Genomic DNA, 13,818 nt, shown 5'->3' with positions numbered 1-13,818 from the left:
GGTAGTGTAGTCGGCGTGGCTGGCGCAGCACCGCGCGGGCGGCGTTGCCGGTCATTCCAGTTCCGCCACCTCGACCGCCCCGAACGTGCTGGTCAGGCGGGCGATGACGGTGCCGAGGCAGCGCAGTCCCTCGCTGGTGTTCGCGCAAAAGGACAGGCCGTCTGCGGTGCAGCAGATCACCGCGTCCGGCATCGGTCGTGCCAGCGCGGCGGCGGCGCCGGCATCGCGCGCGTCTGCATCTTCCACGCCCGGCAGCTGGCCGATGGCTTGCCGTGTCTTTGCTGGATCGGCGCCGGCAAACCTCAGGCGATACTCATATCCCATGTGCTGCTCCGATTCGGGGCGGTGCCTATGCGGCGTGCGACGTCACCGCTTCGCGGGTGCGATGCTCGCGCAGAGCCTACACGCCAGTTTCGTAGTGCTGATGCGCGGTCGGAATGGGCCTTCGTACACCGCCGAGTCTTACGCGCCGACGCCGACCGGGTTTTGGGTCAGCGTACCGCTGCGGCGCCGCGCGCGGCTCCACGCCTCCGCTACACCGGACGGAAACGCGGCCCGCGGCCCACAAACATCCACACCGACGACAGCGTTATGGCGTCGTCCCCTGGTCCGTCGCAACGGAGATGGATGTGTGCGTCATCAGCGCATACAGTTCGGCCACCCGCTGCTCGGAGATCCCTTCACGCTGTTCGACCGCGAGCGGGTGCGCGGTTGGCTCCAGTTCGATCCATGGGCGAATGCCGTCGTTGCGCAGATGGACCTGCGTCTTGAGGCCGGCGGTCTCCGGATACGGCGACAGGCGTGTGTTCAGCCAGCCGAAGAACGGCCCCACATGCGCGCGCTGCGGCTGGTCGAAGCAGCGGACCCACTGCAGGTAGCTGGCTTCGCTGAGCGAGACCCACACGCCCCAGGAAAACGGCTCGGCGTGGCCATGCACGGGGATCTCGATGCAGCCGCGGACGAAGAAGTGAGCCTCGTCGATCACGCAATCGTCCGAGCCCAGCTCGCAGCGGGTGGCGCGCTGCGCCTCCGGAATCAGCGCATAGCTCTGCGGCGCCGCAACGCTGAAGCCGGGCATGCCTTCGTGGACCTGATCGCAGGCGCTGCAGGTGAAGCGGAACGTCATGGCTGGGGTCGAGGCGACAAGAAGGCTGACCAGTGTAGCCGCCTGCGGCATCGCCAGCCTCCGCGCGCGGCAGGCATCCGGCGACCCTGTTTTTGTCGTCATGCCGTGCTGGGACCGGCCCGCTACACTCGCCACTGGTCACCGACGCAAGGTCGCCCCATGTTCAAGAACCTCATCCCCAAGATCTTCTACGCGCGCATGCAGGACGGGCTGGACTTCTTCGTCGACGGCCTGGGATTCCAGGTGCTGTACCAGGACGCCACGATGGCGGTGATCGCACGCGACGGCGCCAAGGCCTATCTGGTGGAGAACGCCGAGTGGGCGGCGAAGGACCGGCCGGAACTGGGCATCGAAACCGACAGCATCGACACGATCTATGCCGAGTTGTCGGCACGTGCGCCGCAGTGGCTGCATCCGAATTGCCGTACCGTCGCGCTCAAGCCATGGGGCGCACGCGAGTTCGCGATGCTGGACCCCACCACGGTCTGCGTGGTGTTCCGCGAGTGGCCGGCGCAGCCGTAAGCGACAGCGACCCTGAGCGAACTGCGGATCGCGCATGCGCAAGAAACAGGATCTGCCGGAAAAGCCCTGCCTGCACTGCGGCCGGCCGTTCCGCTGGCGCAAGAAATGGGAGAAGGTCTGGGACGAGGTGAAATATTGTTCCGATCGCTGCCGTGGCGAGCGCAAGCGCGTGCGCGCGCCGGAGGCGCCGTGAGCCGCCGGGCCGTGCGCTGGCGCACCGCATGCCAGCAGGCGTGCCGCCCTGCGTGAGTCCCCTGCCCTCCACCGCCCACACCCTGCGCCTGGTGCTCGGCGACCAGCTCGATCCCGAGCACGCCTGGTTCGACGTGCGCGATCCCGGCGTGGTGTATGTGCTGATGGAAGTGCGGCAGGAGACCGACTACGTCCTGCACCATGCGCAGAAGATCCTGGCGGTGTTCGCCGCGATGCGCGACTTCGCCGGACATCTGCGCAGCGCCGGCCACCGCGTGCGCTACGTGGCCATCGACGATGCCAGCAATCGCCAGTCCATCCCCGCCAATCTCGGCGCGTTGATGGCGCACTACGGTGCGCAGCGCCTGCAGTACCAGGATCCGGACGAATGGCGCCTGGACCAGCAACTGCGGCAGTGGCGCGCGGCGCAGGCCTTCGTTGTCGAGGCGGTGGACAGCATGCACTTCTACACGCGCCGCGGCGAGCTGGCGGATTTTTTCCGCGGGCGCCCGCAATGGTTGATGGAGCACTTCTACCGGCACATGCGCAAGCGCCACCGCATCCTGCTGGCGGCGGACGGCACGCCCGAGGGCGGGCAGTGGAACTACGACCACGACAATCGCCAGCCCTGGCATGGCGAGCCGCCGCCACCGCCCGATGCGCGCCCGACCCACGATCACCGCGCGCTGTGGGCCAGCATCCAGGCCGCCGGCGTGGACAGTTTCGGTCAGCCGCAGGCAGAGGCGGTGCGCTGGCCGCTGAACCGCGCCGAGGCGCTGGCCTGCCTCGATCGCTTCATCGTCGACGCCCTGCCGCATTTCGGCCGCTATGAAGATGCGATGAGCACGCGCAGTCCGCGCCTGTTCCATTCGCAGCTTTCCTTCGCTCTCAACACCAAGATGCTGCGGCCGCAGGAAGTGGTGCAGCGCGCGCTGGCGGCCTATGGCGCCGGCGCCGCGCCGCTGGCGGCGGTGGAAGGTTTCGTACGGCAGATCCTCGGCTGGCGCGAGTACGTGCGCGGCATCTACTGGGCACACATGCCGGGCTATGAAGCGCGCAACGCGCTCGGCCACGACACGCCGCTGCCGGCCTGGTTCTGGACCGGCGAGACGCACATGCGCTGCCTGCAGCACGCCATCGGCCAATCGCTGCAGGATGCGTACGCGCACCATATCCAGCGGCTGATGGTCATCGGCAACTTCGCCCTGCTCGCCGGCCTGGATCCGGCCGCGGTGCACCGCTGGTACCTGGGCGTCTACATCGACGCGTTTGAATGGGTCGAACTGCCCAACACCGTGGGCATGAGCCAGTTCGCCGACGGCGGCCTGCTCGCGACCAAGCCCTACGTCAGCAGCGCGGCCTACATCGACCGCATGAGCGACTACTGCCAGGGCTGCCGCTACGATCGCAAGCAGAAGACCGGTTCGCATGCGTGTCCGTACAACGCGCTGTACTGGGACTTCTTCGCGCGGCACCAGGACACGCTGGGGCGCAATCGCCGCCTGGACGTGGTCTACCGCCAGCTCGGCAAGCTGCCGGCCACGCAACTGCAGGCTCTGCGCGCGCAGGCGCAGCAGTTGCGCGAACGTCTGGACACGCTGTAGCGCGGGCCGGTCACCGCGCCGCATGCACGCCGCGATCGGGTGCGGCACGGGAACGTGCCTTGCGACGCATTCAAACCGTGCCATGCGCCGCGTATCGGCACACTGTCGCATTAGCGGACCGTGCAATCGCGCGATCTGCTACCTGCGTTGTGGCCGCTCCACACGCGCTCAAGCACCCTGTGCCGCCGGTCAGCGCAGGCTGCCGGTTGCACTCGAGGTGTCAGCGACGTGGATGACAGTCGAATGACTGTTGTGCGTCGTGTTGTTCCCCCGCAACCCTATCGAGCATGATCATGACCACGACGTTCTCCCTCATCACCGGCGCACGCGCGCTGGGTGTCCTTGCCCTCATGACCACCGCCACGGCGATCGCTGCGGTCCCCGCGGCGCCGCAATGCAGCGTGCCGCAGGCCTGGGTGCTGCCGACCGCGACCACCATGGTCGGCAACGGTACGCAGGCCAGTTGCACCGCCAGCGCGCTGGCCTCCGCCGTCGCGCAGGGCGGCTACATCACCTTCAGCTGCGGCGCCAAGCCGACCAGCATCGCGGTCGACCGTTCGATCGTCATCGCGGCGGGGGCGCCCACCGTGATCGACGGCCAGGGCAGGATCACCCTGGACGGCCGCCAATCCGCCCGGATCCTGCTGGTCAATGCCGGCAGCGAGCTGTCGGTGCGCAACCTGAAACTGCAGAACGGCAGCTCCGTGCAGCCTGCATCGAACCAGGCCTACGACCCGGGCACCTGGGGCGGCGGCGCGATCAAGGTCGGCTACCGCGGCAAGCTGGAAGTCATCAACAGCCAGTTCCTGGCCAACCGCAGCAGCATCGGCGGCGGCGCCATCTTCGCCGGCAGCGACGCCGAGGTGACCATCGTCCGCAGCGGCTTCTACAAGAACAGCTCCTGGCTCGGCGGCGCCCTGTACACCCAGCTCAGCCGGCTGACCATCGTCGGTTCGGAATTCGCCAACAACCAGGCGATCAATGCGCCGCAAGGATTCCCCGATGCCGGCAATTTCGGCGGCGGCGGGGCGATCGACACCGACGGCGCATCGCTGGCCGGCTATCTCAAGGGTGGCGTCGGCAGTGGCGGCACGTTGGCGATGTGCGGCACCGTGGTCCGCAACAACGTCGCCGCCAACGGCTCCGGCGGCGCCACGTTGTGGGCATACGCGCCGGACACCATCGACGTGAAGTACTCCACCTTCGCCAACAACGTCGCCACTGGCGGCCCCGGCGGCGGCGCGCGCATCAGCATGGGCTTCACCGACACCTCGCACGCCGGCACCACCATCACCACGCCGGGGACCATCAGCGTCGCCGAGACCAGCTTCCTGTCCAACAAGGCCGAACAGGGCAACGCCGGCGCGCTGTACCTGGATTGCTATGGCGCCTGCGACGTCAGCAACAGCACCTTCTACGGCAACTCCGCCAAGGGCGTGGGCGCGGCCATCCAGCATGTCGGCTGGCAGCCGGCCAACGGCGACCAGGGCAGCCCCAGCGTGCGCTTCAACAACGTCACCTTCGCCGAGAACACGCCGTGGGTGACGCTGTTCGGCGACAGGTTCCACCTCCGCAACAGCATCCTGTATTCCAAGACCGAGCGCGTGTTCTGCAACAACCAGAGCAACACCGGCAACAACCTGATCGAGTATTCGGCCAAGGGCGCGGTGTGGCCGAATGCCTGCCTGGCCGCGGGCACCGTGAAAGCGGCCGATCCGTTGCTGTCGGCCCCCGCCAGCAACGGCGGGCCAACCCTGACCATGCTGCCTGCGGCCAACAGCCCGGCGTTGAATGCAGGCAGCGGCTGCACCGCCATCGACCAGCGCGGCAATCCCCGCAATACCGCGGTGTGCGATCTCGGCGCGGTGGAGGTCAAGTAGGCCGATTCACGGTCATGACGTGCATGGCACCGCGCGGTCGCGCCGGCTTGTCCGGTGCGACCGCGCGCTCTGCATGCGCCGCAGCTTGTCCGGTGCGCCTGACGACGTGGGCCAGGCGACGGCCGATGCCGCGCAAACAGCGCCGTTGCAGGCATGACGCGCGTTGTGGTGTGCGCCAACAACGCCGTTCGCGACTGTCGCGCGCGCTGCGGACGATACGGTGGCGTATCTGCTTTCCTGGGCATCGGCGGTGCCGCGCGGTGATGCGACGCCAGCGACATCTGCGCCTGCGAATGTCCGGATTTGGGACCTGGGTCGCTCGCTTGGGGTCAAGTTCGCGGGGTTGAGACCGATAGAGGTACCCCCCTCGCGAGTCCCCCCGATGCATTTCTTTCACTCCTTCAAGGTGAGTCAGCGCCTTGCGCTGTCGTTCGGCCTGCTGATCGTGCTGCTCGGCGCATCCTCCACCTTGGCGCTCTATCAGTTCCACAACGTGCGCCAGGCGGTCGACAAGATCGTCCACGAGAACAACCTGAAGACCGAACTGCTGTACACCATGCTGCGCAACAATATGAGCGCAGAGCGTTACCTGCGCGACATGATGCTTTCGCCGGCCGACAAGCGCCCGGCGCTCGCCGCCAAGATCCAGGAGATCCGCGTCGACAACGATCGCCGTCGCAAGGCCCTGGACGCCCTGCCGGGCACGCCGGCAGGTCTTGCCATGCGCAAGGAGATCCATGACGCGCAGGCAGCCGCACGGTCGGTCAACAGCCGGGTGCTGGCGCTGGCCAGTTCCGGCGAGATCGAGGCGGCCAGGCAACTGCTGTACGGCGATGCGGCGCCGTTGCTGGCGCGGCGCGTGCAGGTGATCCAGAACGCGGTCGATCTGCAGATCCGGCAGAACGCGCTCAGTTCCGACGAGATCCAGGCGGCCCTGCTGTTCAGCAATCGTGCCTTGATCGGGTTCGGCCTGCTGGCGGCGGTGCTCGGCGCGATCTTGAGCGTGCTGATCACCCGCAGCCTGGCCGGGCCGCTCGGGCGCGCGACGGAGATCGCCGAATCCATCGCCCAGGGCCGGCTGGACCATCGGATCCCGCCGCAGCCCAAGGACGAGACCGGCCGTCTGCTGACCAGCATGGACCGCATGCAGGCGCAGTTGCAGGCGGTGATGGCGGCGCAGTCGCAGGTGGCCAGGCATCACGAGCACGGCGACGTCAGCCGGCGCATGGACGAGCACGCGTTTCCCGGCGAGTACGGGCGCATGGTGCGGGAGAGCAATGCGTTGCTCGACATGCATGTGAGCCTCCAGCAGCGCCTGCTCGAGATCATGGGACGCTATGCGATCGGTGACCTGTCGCAGGACATGGATCGCCTGCCCGGCGAGCAGGCCGCGCTCACCGAGACCATGGACCAGGTCAAGCGCAATCTGTCGGCGATGAATGCCGAGATCGGGCGACTGGTCGACGCCGCGGCCGCCGGCGACTTCGCCGTGCGCGGCGACACCGCGCGCTTCCAGTACGACTTCCGCGAGATGGTCGAGGGGTTGAACCAGTTGATGGCGACCACCGACGGCAATCTGCAGGCCCTGTCCAAGCTGCTGCAGGACATCGCGAGCGGCGACCTGACCACGCGCATGGAGGGTCAGTTCCAGGGCGTGTTCGCGCAGATGCGCGAGGATGCCGATGCCACCGTGGCCCAGCTGACCGGGATCGTTGGCCGCATCCAGCATGCGTCCGGGCAGATCACCGGCGCCGCCGGCGAGATCGCTGCCGGCAACGCAGATCTCTCGCGTCGTACCGAGCAGCAGGCCGCCAGCCTGGAGGAAACCGCCGCCTCGATGGAGGAGCTGACCTCCACCGTGCGCCAAAATGCCGAACGCGCCAGCCAGGCCAACCAGTTGGCCATCGGCGCGACCGCGGTGGCGTCGCAAGGCGGCACGGTGGTGGCCCAGGTCATCGACACGATGAACGGCATCCAGACCTCGTCCAGGCGGATCGCCGACATCACCAGCGTGATCGACGGCATCGCCTTCCAGACCAACATCCTCGCCCTGAACGCGGCGGTGGAAGCCGCGCGTGCCGGCGAGCAGGGCCGCGGCTTTGCCGTGGTCGCCAGCGAAGTGCGAGTGCTGGCGCAGCGCTCGGCCGAAGCCGCCAAGGAGATCAAGCAGCTGATCGACGACTCGGTGAGCAAGGTGGACGCAGGCTCGCTGCTGGTCAACAGCGCCGGCAGCACCATGCACGAGATCGTCGCCAGCGTGCAGCGCGTGACCGACTTCATGACCGAGATCTCGGCCGCTTCGCAGGAGCAGTCGAGCGGCATCGAGCAGGTCACCCAGACCATCACCCACATGGACCAGGCCACCCAGCAGAACGCCGCCCTGGTGGAAGAAGCCGCGGCGGCGGCCCAGGCGATGGAAGAGCAGGCGATCCAGCTCGGCGAGGCGGTGACGCTGTTCCGCGTGGCGGGCAGCAACGGCGACATGCCGGCGCGGAGCCAGGCCAAGCCCTTGGGCACGGCCGGTACCTCGACCTCGCGGCGTGGTCCGCGTCAGGCGGCGCCGTTACTGGTCGAACACGCCTGCTAAGGGCGTAGAGACGGCGCGCGCCGCTGACCGTAGCGCGCGCGCCGTGCCTCTCCGCGGGTTCCCCGGGGAGAAGGCTGCACGGCGTATGTTCGCAGCGCGGAATCGTGGTCCGCAACGACACCGCCGCCAACGGCTCCGGCGGCGCCACGCTGTGCGCGGTTGAACGTCCATCATCAGACCGCGTGGTGGAAGCGCGACGTCAGCCAACAGAATGAGAGGAACACCACCAGAACGGCCGTGCCGGCGACGTGCCATGGCCTGCAGGTCGTCTTCAGGATCAGCCAACGCGCACCGCAGTAACTCAACAACACGCCGACACTCGCGATGATGGGTGTCGTCACGGCGGACCATTCGCCACGGCGATCGTGGGCCAGCTCGATCAGGCCGCTACGCGATGCGAGTTCGTTCAGGACCGCGCCCAGTATCCAACTGCCGGACACGAGCAACAGCCAGCCGAAGACGGTCCTCATCAAGCGCTGATCCCTGGAAAAATCCCGGGCATCAGTCTAATCCCAAGGTCGGCAGCGACAGCAGCGTCACGATGAACGCGTAGAGCAGATCGACGGCCCTGCTACAGTGCGCGCGGCATGCGCCGAAGACCGCAGGAGCGACCGTGAACGAATCCGACGCCTACGTGTACGACGAGATCCGCAAATGGGTCTGGTCCGGCTTCTATTCCCAGGACGAGATCCAGGAGATGATCGAGGACATCATCGAGGAGGACTGCGATGAGGCGATGCTGCGCGCCTCGGTCGCCAGCCAGTGGCAGGCCAAGCAGCAGGCGGAGCAGACCTGGCCGGCGCAGACCGATTGCGATCGGCTTGAGGCGCTGTTCGAGCGGCTGCACGAGGTCGGCATCTGCGCGCTGGCCAATGCCGGCTACACCATGTCCGACGGTCACGTCGAAGTGAACCAGGCGGTGGCCGACACGCCGGACCGGCGCTACCACGGCTATTGCTTCTATCACGGCCAGGACATGGAGCGTGCCATCGATGGTGGCGGGCTGATGCTGGCGTTCGGCGATCTCGAAGGGCGTGAGGAGGCGGATCAGGCGGTCGGCCAGCAGGTCGCCGCGGCGTTGCGTGCGGCGGGCTTCACCGTGGACTGGGATGGCACGCCGCGCAAGCGCATCGACCTGCCCGGCTTCGTCTGGCAGCGGCGCGCCGACTGGGACTGACGCGCCAGCGCAGCGGCGGGCTGCGCGACCCTGGTGCGCTGGCTACAATCGCACACCCAAGCCTGGCCGCGCTGCGGTGCGCGGCAGGCGCTCGACGGAGAGGCGTTTCATGGAGCGGATGTTTCATCGCAATGGCCGCCGGTCGCGGCGCGCAGCCGGCATGCGCCCGGCGCCGCGCGCGGCCCTGCTGCTGGCCACCGCGCTGCTGGCAGCCTGTGCCGGCGCGCATTCCTCTTCCCCCTCGATCACCCCTGCACACACGGAGCGGACCATGTCGGAGATGACGCCAGAGCAGCTGGCACAAGGCGTAGTACGGTTGATCCTGGCGATCGGCGGCAGGCAGGATCTGGTCGCCGCGCAGGTCGCGGCGCAGACGGGTCTGCAGGTCGAGGACGAAGGCGGGCATGCGTTCAGCGCGTCCGGCACGCTCGCCGGCGGTGGCGGCTACACGCTGGAATCGGTCGCCGATGCCGACGCTGCCCCGCCGTCGCGGCTGGACCTGCGCTTTACCCCCGCGCCGGGCGCGGCGCCGGCGCAGTGCACGCAATCGTTGGACGCGTATCGCCAGGCACTGGTCGCGGCCGGCTTTGTGCCGCGCTGGATCGCACCGCCACGTCAGGGCAGCGCCGGTCGCTGGCATTTCGAGCGCGGCGCGGTCGCGGTGTACGCCTTCGTCGGCAAGGACGCCGGCGAGCACGATGCGCAGGCGTGCGTGGAGATGCTGCAGATCCTGGTCGACGGCTAAGGAGCGCGGAGATGGCACACGACGACGAACGCCTGAAGGGCATGGTCGACACCTTCGCGCAGGCGCATCCGAAGGAAGGCCAGGCGCTGCGGCAGATGCTGGACAACACGCCGGAGCTGCGCTCGCGCGTGGAGCAGGCGATCGGGCAACAGCAGCTGTCGGGCTTTGCGCCCAGTCCCGAGGCGGGCACCGGCGCGTACAGCCCGCGCACCGGGCAGATCGAGTTGCCGATGGACGTGCTGGCCACGGCCAGGATGAACGCGCCGCGCGACGATTCGGCCAATACCGCCCGCATCGTGCTGGGCCACGAGATCGGCCATGCCATCAACAAGGCCGCCATCGACCGCAGCGATGCCGCGTTCGCCGCCAAGGTCGACGGCATCGCCGCCTCGCCCTCGCCGCACGACTACACCACCACGCTCAAGGCCTACGGGCAGGAACAGCGCACCCGCGAGGCCAAGGACGAGATCGCCGGGGTCAACACGCTGGCCGACTACGTCACCCGCAACAACCCCAAGGCCACGCTCAAGGACCTGTACAACGCCAGCAGCGAGATGGCGAGCTACATCGACAAGCACGGCGTGGGCAGCAAAGCCACCTACACCGCCAAGGACGGGCTGAGCTTCGGCAAGGATCTGAAGATCGACGCCGACAATCCGCGCAACGTCGAGGCGATGGGCAAGCTGTTCTACGACGCGCGCGGCTATCCGCAGAACTATGGCGAGCGCGCGCTGGCGCAGATCGCCGATGCCGAGGACCGGGCGCAGGCGCAGCACCCCGAGCGCACGCCGCCGGTGGTGCATGCCGACCTGAAGGCGCTCGGCATCGATGCCGCGCAGGTGCCGGGCGATGTGCTGCCGGCGGGATTCCGCGATGGCTCCGCACCGGCGCCGACACCCGAACCGCCTGCGCCGCGCGCCAGCGAGCCGACTGCCGCGCCGGGTGCCGCAGACCGCGCCCTGCACGAGCGGGTACGCAACGGCGTGGCCCAGGCCGAACAGGCGATCGGCAAGGGGTGGGACGACAACAGCGAGCGCATGACCGCCAGTCTGACCCTGTTGGCCAGGCAGAACGGCTTCAGCGAGCGCGACCAGCTGGCGGTGGGCTTCAACCGACCGACTGCTTCCTACCAGGGCGGCGAACTGGCGTTCGTGTACCGCAGCGGCGGCGATGTCTCGCCCGATCCCTACGCCAACCGCGCGCACATGCCGACCAGCGAGGCGATCGCGCGGCCGGCGCAGGAGACCTACCAGCAACTGCAGCAACTGGGGGCGCAGCAGGGGCAGGCGCAACGCCAGGCGCAGGAGCAGGAACAGGCGCTGCAGGCGTCGCAACAGGGCCCGACGCGGAACGATCCGCCGCAGGTGCTGAGCCGCTGAGCGCAGCAGGGCGGCAGCGCGCGCGGTACTGCCGCCTCGGTGGGCCATGGTCGTGGCAGGCCGCGGCCACGGCGCGCCGCTCGCGCCGCCTCCCATCGCGTCGGGAGCGCGGCGCCAGGGCACACTGGGCTTACGGCTGCCAGACCAGGTTCTGGGTCTTCGGGTCGGCGGTGACCTTCTCAACCTTGCCGGTGCCGTCGAAGGACACCTGGAACTCGTTGAAGCTGTCGAGCCAGTAGCGCCACAGCGGCGCATCCAGGCTCGGGTTCTCGCTGGTGATCGGATAGCCCAGCGCCATCAGCACCTGTTCGCGGGTCATGCCCTTGGTCACGCGGTTGGCGGTGATCGCCTCGCGGATCTTCGGCGGGTAGGCCGCCAGCTTTGCCTTGGGATCCTGCGCGACCACGTAGCGCTGGGCAAAGGCCTCGTTGCCCAGGTCGCGGCTGTAGTCGTTGCCGATCGACTGCTTCTTGCCGTCGATCAACACATTGACCCGGTAGCGACCGTAACCGGTCACCTGCACCGGCGTGCCGGCCGGAATCACCTGCTTGCCGTCTTCGGCGTAGTTGCTGTCGCTGATCCAGCTGCCGTCGCTGCGCATGTTGCAGCACAGGAAGCCGGAGAACTTGGGATCGGCCGCCGCGGCCAGGTGCGGCAGGGCTGCCGCCAGGGCGAGGGCGAGAACGAACGGGGAACGGAACGAACGCATGGCTGACTCCTTTCGGCGCGGCGATCCTGCCGCGGGTGGCACGAGGGTGGGAGGGCGCCGCCTCCGCCGCGGCGCCCGCGCGCATTGTGCCGGCTGGCCCGCGCCCCGGATAGCGGCGCGTTGCACGGTGACGGCGGACCGCCGGCCTGTGTATGCTCGAACCTCGTGGACACCCTGACGCCCGCCGAGATCTCCCTGCGCATCGACGCCCTGCGTCGCGAGCACCGCGCGCTCGACGAACAGCTGCAGCGCATCCCGGCCAATCTGGACGACGAGCTGGAAGCCAAGCGGCTGAAGAAGCGCAAGCTGCAACTGAAGGACTGCATCATGCGTCTGGAGCATCTGCTGATCCCCGACGAACCGGCGTGAGCGCGGCGACCTTCTTCAGCGTCGGCCATTCCACGCGCAGCCTGGAGACCTTCCTGCAGATCCTGCAGGGCGTCGGCGTCACCCGCCTGGCCGACGTGCGCGCGTTTCCATATTCGCGGCGATTCCCACAGTTCGACGGCAGCGCGCTGGCGCCGGCGCTGGCCGCGGCAGGCATCGCCTACCGGCACTTCCGCGCCCTGGGCGGGCGTCGCGGCAGGCAGCCGGGGGTCGATCCGCAGCGCAACGGCCACTGGCGCAGCGTCGGCTTCCACAACTACGCCGACTACGCGCTGGGCGCCGAATTCGCCGAGGCGCTGGCCGAGTTGCAGGCCTTCGGCGAGGACGGCGCGTGCGCGATCATGTGCGCCGAGGCGTACTGGCGGCAGTGCCACCGCCAGATCGTCTGCGACCACCTGCTGCACCACGGCCACCCGGTGGTGCACCTGATCGACATCGGCCGCCAGGAGCCGGCGACGCTGAATCCGGCCGCGCGCAGCGATGCGCAGGGGCAGCTGGTCTATCCGCCGGATGCGGCGGATGCCGGACCGCGCACCGGGGACCTGTTCGACGCCTGAGCGGTGCTGACAGCGCGATTGGTGCGTCGCCACGCTCCAGCGGCGGCGTCAGGCTCAATGCGTCGGGACCGACGGCACCGTGACCGCATTGCTGCGCGGCGTATCGTCGGTGCCGACGAGGGCGGCAGTGCTCTGCCCAGGCGTACCGTCCTCGGAGGCGGCGAGCAGGCGCAGGGGCTGGCCGCGGTAGCGGTACTCCAGCGCCTGCTGCAGCTGATCCAGCCGCACCACCCGCGCGCAAAGCGCCTGCGCCTTGGTCTCGATCCCCTTGCTGCGCGCATCCAGCCGCGCCTCGAGGGCGGCATCCATGCGGTCGGCGCGGTCGCCGATGGCGTCCCCACGGCCCGTCATGACCTGCCAGAGCACGTGACGGGTGATGCTGCCCACGAAGCTCTCCGCCTGCGTCTCGACGTAGTCCTCGAACCGGTCGTCGAACGCCTCCTGGTCCCAGCGCCCCTTGCCGAGCGTGCCATCGACGTAGGCATTGGCGTGCGTGCGCAGCCGTTCGATCTTGCGCGCGTTGCCGGCGCTGCCGGTCAGCATCTCCACCACCGAACCGAGCACGTCGTAGCTGAGATCGACCACCTCGTGCGAGAGGTCGGCCACTTGCGGCATCAGCGCACGGGTTTCGCGTTCCATCTCCAGCAGCCGTTGCGCATCGGCGTCGCCGATCTGCTGCACCCGGTGATCCACGCTCAATTCGCCGGCATGGAAGAAGATCTCGCGCGGCCCATCGCCGTCGCTGCGGGTCAGCCAGATGCCGCCCGTGTCGGCGAGCACGTTGAACGGCGTGCTCAGGCCGCACTGGCGCGAGGACACCTGCGGCCGATGGTCGTGCTTGCCGCCGTCATCGTCCTGGTCGGCCCACGCGAGGCCGCTGGAGCCGGCAAGCAGCAACAGAGCGAAGAGAGGAGCTGTGCGCATCGCCGGAACCCGCAGCAGGGAGTTTCAAG

At 68.6% G+C, this 13,818-nt stretch carries 15 protein-coding genes; 10 read left to right on the top strand and 5 right to left on the bottom strand.

All coding sequences use genetic code 11. The features are described from left to right. Positions 1–51: 51 nt before the first annotated feature. Together J7357_RS06980 and J7357_RS06975 are read right to left on the bottom strand one after the other, a co-directional pair. Positions 52–324, bottom strand: coding sequence for a hypothetical protein (locus tag J7357_RS06980; RefSeq protein WP_244667335.1), 273 nt, complete (start codon positions 322–324; stop codon positions 52–54). Between the two features lie 265 nt (positions 325–589). Beyond that, the gene (locus J7357_RS06975; protein ID WP_209245547.1) at positions 590–1,126 is read right to left on the bottom strand and encodes a DUF2199 domain-containing protein; all 537 of its coding nucleotides are present in this window, start codon (positions 1,124–1,126) and stop codon (positions 590–592) included. 159 nt (positions 1,127–1,285) lie between these two features. Here J7357_RS06975 and J7357_RS06970 point away from each other — a divergent pair, with 159 nt between their 5' ends. The 5 genes from J7357_RS06970 (at position 1,286) to J7357_RS06950 (ending at position 7,911) form a co-directional block, all read left to right on the top strand. Next, a complete protein-coding gene (locus J7357_RS06970) occupies positions 1,286–1,648 on the top strand; it encodes a hypothetical protein (RefSeq protein WP_209245546.1) in 363 nt (120 codons plus the stop codon). Between the two features lie 34 nt (positions 1,649–1,682). Beyond that, positions 1,683–1,841, top strand: a complete 159-nt coding sequence (locus J7357_RS06965) for a DUF2256 domain-containing protein (RefSeq protein WP_017912123.1) — start codon at positions 1,683–1,685, stop codon at positions 1,839–1,841. 52 nt (positions 1,842–1,893) lie between these two features. Beyond that, entirely contained in the window at positions 1,894–3,444 is a 1,551-nt protein-coding gene (locus J7357_RS06960; RefSeq protein ID WP_209245545.1) for a cryptochrome/photolyase family protein, read from the top strand. A gap of 287 nt (positions 3,445–3,731) precedes the next feature. Further along, a complete protein-coding gene (locus J7357_RS06955; protein ID WP_209245544.1) occupies positions 3,732–5,324 on the top strand; it encodes a choice-of-anchor Q domain-containing protein in 1,593 nt (530 codons plus the stop codon). Positions 5,325–5,706: 382 nt separating this feature from the next. Continuing rightward, the gene (locus J7357_RS06950; RefSeq protein ID WP_209245543.1) at positions 5,707–7,911 is read left to right on the top strand and encodes a methyl-accepting chemotaxis protein; all 2,205 of its coding nucleotides are present in this window, start codon (positions 5,707–5,709) and stop codon (positions 7,909–7,911) included. Between the two features lie 173 nt (positions 7,912–8,084). Here J7357_RS06950 and J7357_RS06945 read toward each other — a convergent pair whose 3' ends face one another. Beyond that, positions 8,085–8,381, bottom strand: coding sequence for a hypothetical protein (locus tag J7357_RS06945; RefSeq protein ID WP_209245542.1), 297 nt, complete (start codon positions 8,379–8,381; stop codon positions 8,085–8,087). A gap of 143 nt (positions 8,382–8,524) precedes the next feature. Here J7357_RS06945 and J7357_RS06940 point away from each other — a divergent pair, with 143 nt between their 5' ends. The 3 genes from J7357_RS06940 to J7357_RS06930 all read left to right on the top strand — a co-directional run bounded on the left by J7357_RS06940 (position 8,525) and on the right by J7357_RS06930 (position 11,212). Further along, positions 8,525–9,088 carry a hypothetical protein gene (locus J7357_RS06940; protein WP_209245541.1) on the top strand — a complete coding sequence of 188 codons (564 nt, stop codon included), beginning with the start codon at positions 8,525–8,527 and terminating at the stop codon, positions 9,086–9,088. Positions 9,089–9,359: 271 nt separating this feature from the next. Further along, on the top strand, positions 9,360–9,833 hold the full coding sequence (locus tag J7357_RS06935) for a hypothetical protein (protein WP_244667334.1): 474 nt from the start codon (positions 9,360–9,362) through the stop codon (positions 9,831–9,833). A gap of 11 nt (positions 9,834–9,844) precedes the next feature. Beyond that, entirely contained in the window at positions 9,845–11,212 is a 1,368-nt protein-coding gene (locus tag J7357_RS06930; RefSeq protein WP_209245539.1) for an XVIPCD domain-containing protein, read from the top strand. A gap of 130 nt (positions 11,213–11,342) precedes the next feature. Here the strand turns inward: J7357_RS06930 and bamE are convergent, their stop codons facing one another. Next, positions 11,343–11,921, bottom strand: a complete 579-nt coding sequence (gene bamE, locus J7357_RS06925) for an outer membrane protein assembly factor BamE (RefSeq protein ID WP_209245538.1) — start codon at positions 11,919–11,921, stop codon at positions 11,343–11,345. A gap of 165 nt (positions 11,922–12,086) precedes the next feature. On the opposite strand from bamE, the gene J7357_RS06920 reads away from it, so the two are divergent. Both J7357_RS06920 and J7357_RS06915 read left to right on the top strand, forming a co-directional pair. Beyond that, positions 12,087–12,290, top strand: a complete 204-nt coding sequence (locus J7357_RS06920; RefSeq protein ID WP_010342388.1) for a DUF465 domain-containing protein — start codon at positions 12,087–12,089, stop codon at positions 12,288–12,290. Further along, positions 12,287–12,865, top strand: coding sequence for a DUF488 domain-containing protein (locus J7357_RS06915; protein WP_209245537.1), 579 nt, complete (start codon positions 12,287–12,289; stop codon positions 12,863–12,865). Before J7357_RS06920 ends, J7357_RS06915 begins: the two co-directional genes overlap by 4 nt. Before the next feature lie 54 nt (positions 12,866–12,919). Here J7357_RS06915 and J7357_RS06910 read toward each other — a convergent pair whose 3' ends face one another. Further along, positions 12,920–13,762: a DUF2884 family protein gene (locus J7357_RS06910; protein WP_209245661.1), complete on the bottom strand. Its 843-nt coding sequence runs from the start codon at positions 13,760–13,762 to the stop codon at positions 12,920–12,922. Positions 13,763–13,818 lie beyond the last annotated feature (56 nt).

This window comes from Xanthomonas sp. D-109 (assembly GCF_017746095.1).
GTDB classification, from domain to species: domain Bacteria; phylum Pseudomonadota; class Gammaproteobacteria; order Xanthomonadales; family Xanthomonadaceae; genus Xanthomonas_A; species Xanthomonas_A sacchari.
This window is presented reverse-complemented; position numbering and strand designations above follow the sequence as displayed.

Excerpts from the sequence above, each read along its gene's own strand:
- J7357_RS06980 (WP_244667335.1), bottom strand. The coding sequence starts at position 324 with ATGGGATATGAGTATCGCCTGAGGTTTGCCGGCGCCGATCCAGCAAAG.
- J7357_RS06975 (WP_209245547.1), bottom strand. The coding sequence starts at position 1,126 with ATGACGTTCCGCTTCACCTGCAGCGCCTGCGATCAGGTCCACGAAGGC.
- J7357_RS06970 (WP_209245546.1), top strand. The coding sequence starts at position 1,286 with ATGTTCAAGAACCTCATCCCCAAGATCTTCTACGCGCGCATGCAGGAC.
- J7357_RS06965 (WP_017912123.1), top strand. The coding sequence starts at position 1,683 with ATGCGCAAGAAACAGGATCTGCCGGAAAAGCCCTGCCTGCACTGCGGC.
- J7357_RS06955 (WP_209245544.1), top strand. The coding sequence starts at position 3,732 with ATGATCATGACCACGACGTTCTCCCTCATCACCGGCGCACGCGCGCTG.
- J7357_RS06950 (WP_209245543.1), top strand. The coding sequence starts at position 5,707 with ATGCATTTCTTTCACTCCTTCAAGGTGAGTCAGCGCCTTGCGCTGTCG.
- J7357_RS06945 (WP_209245542.1), bottom strand. The coding sequence starts at position 8,381 with ATGAGGACCGTCTTCGGCTGGCTGTTGCTCGTGTCCGGCAGTTGGATA.
- J7357_RS06935 (WP_244667334.1), top strand. The coding sequence starts at position 9,360 with ATGTCGGAGATGACGCCAGAGCAGCTGGCACAAGGCGTAGTACGGTTG.
- J7357_RS06930 (WP_209245539.1), top strand. The coding sequence starts at position 9,845 with ATGGCACACGACGACGAACGCCTGAAGGGCATGGTCGACACCTTCGCG.
- bamE (WP_209245538.1), bottom strand. The coding sequence starts at position 11,921 with ATGCGTTCGTTCCGTTCCCCGTTCGTTCTCGCCCTCGCCCTGGCGGCA.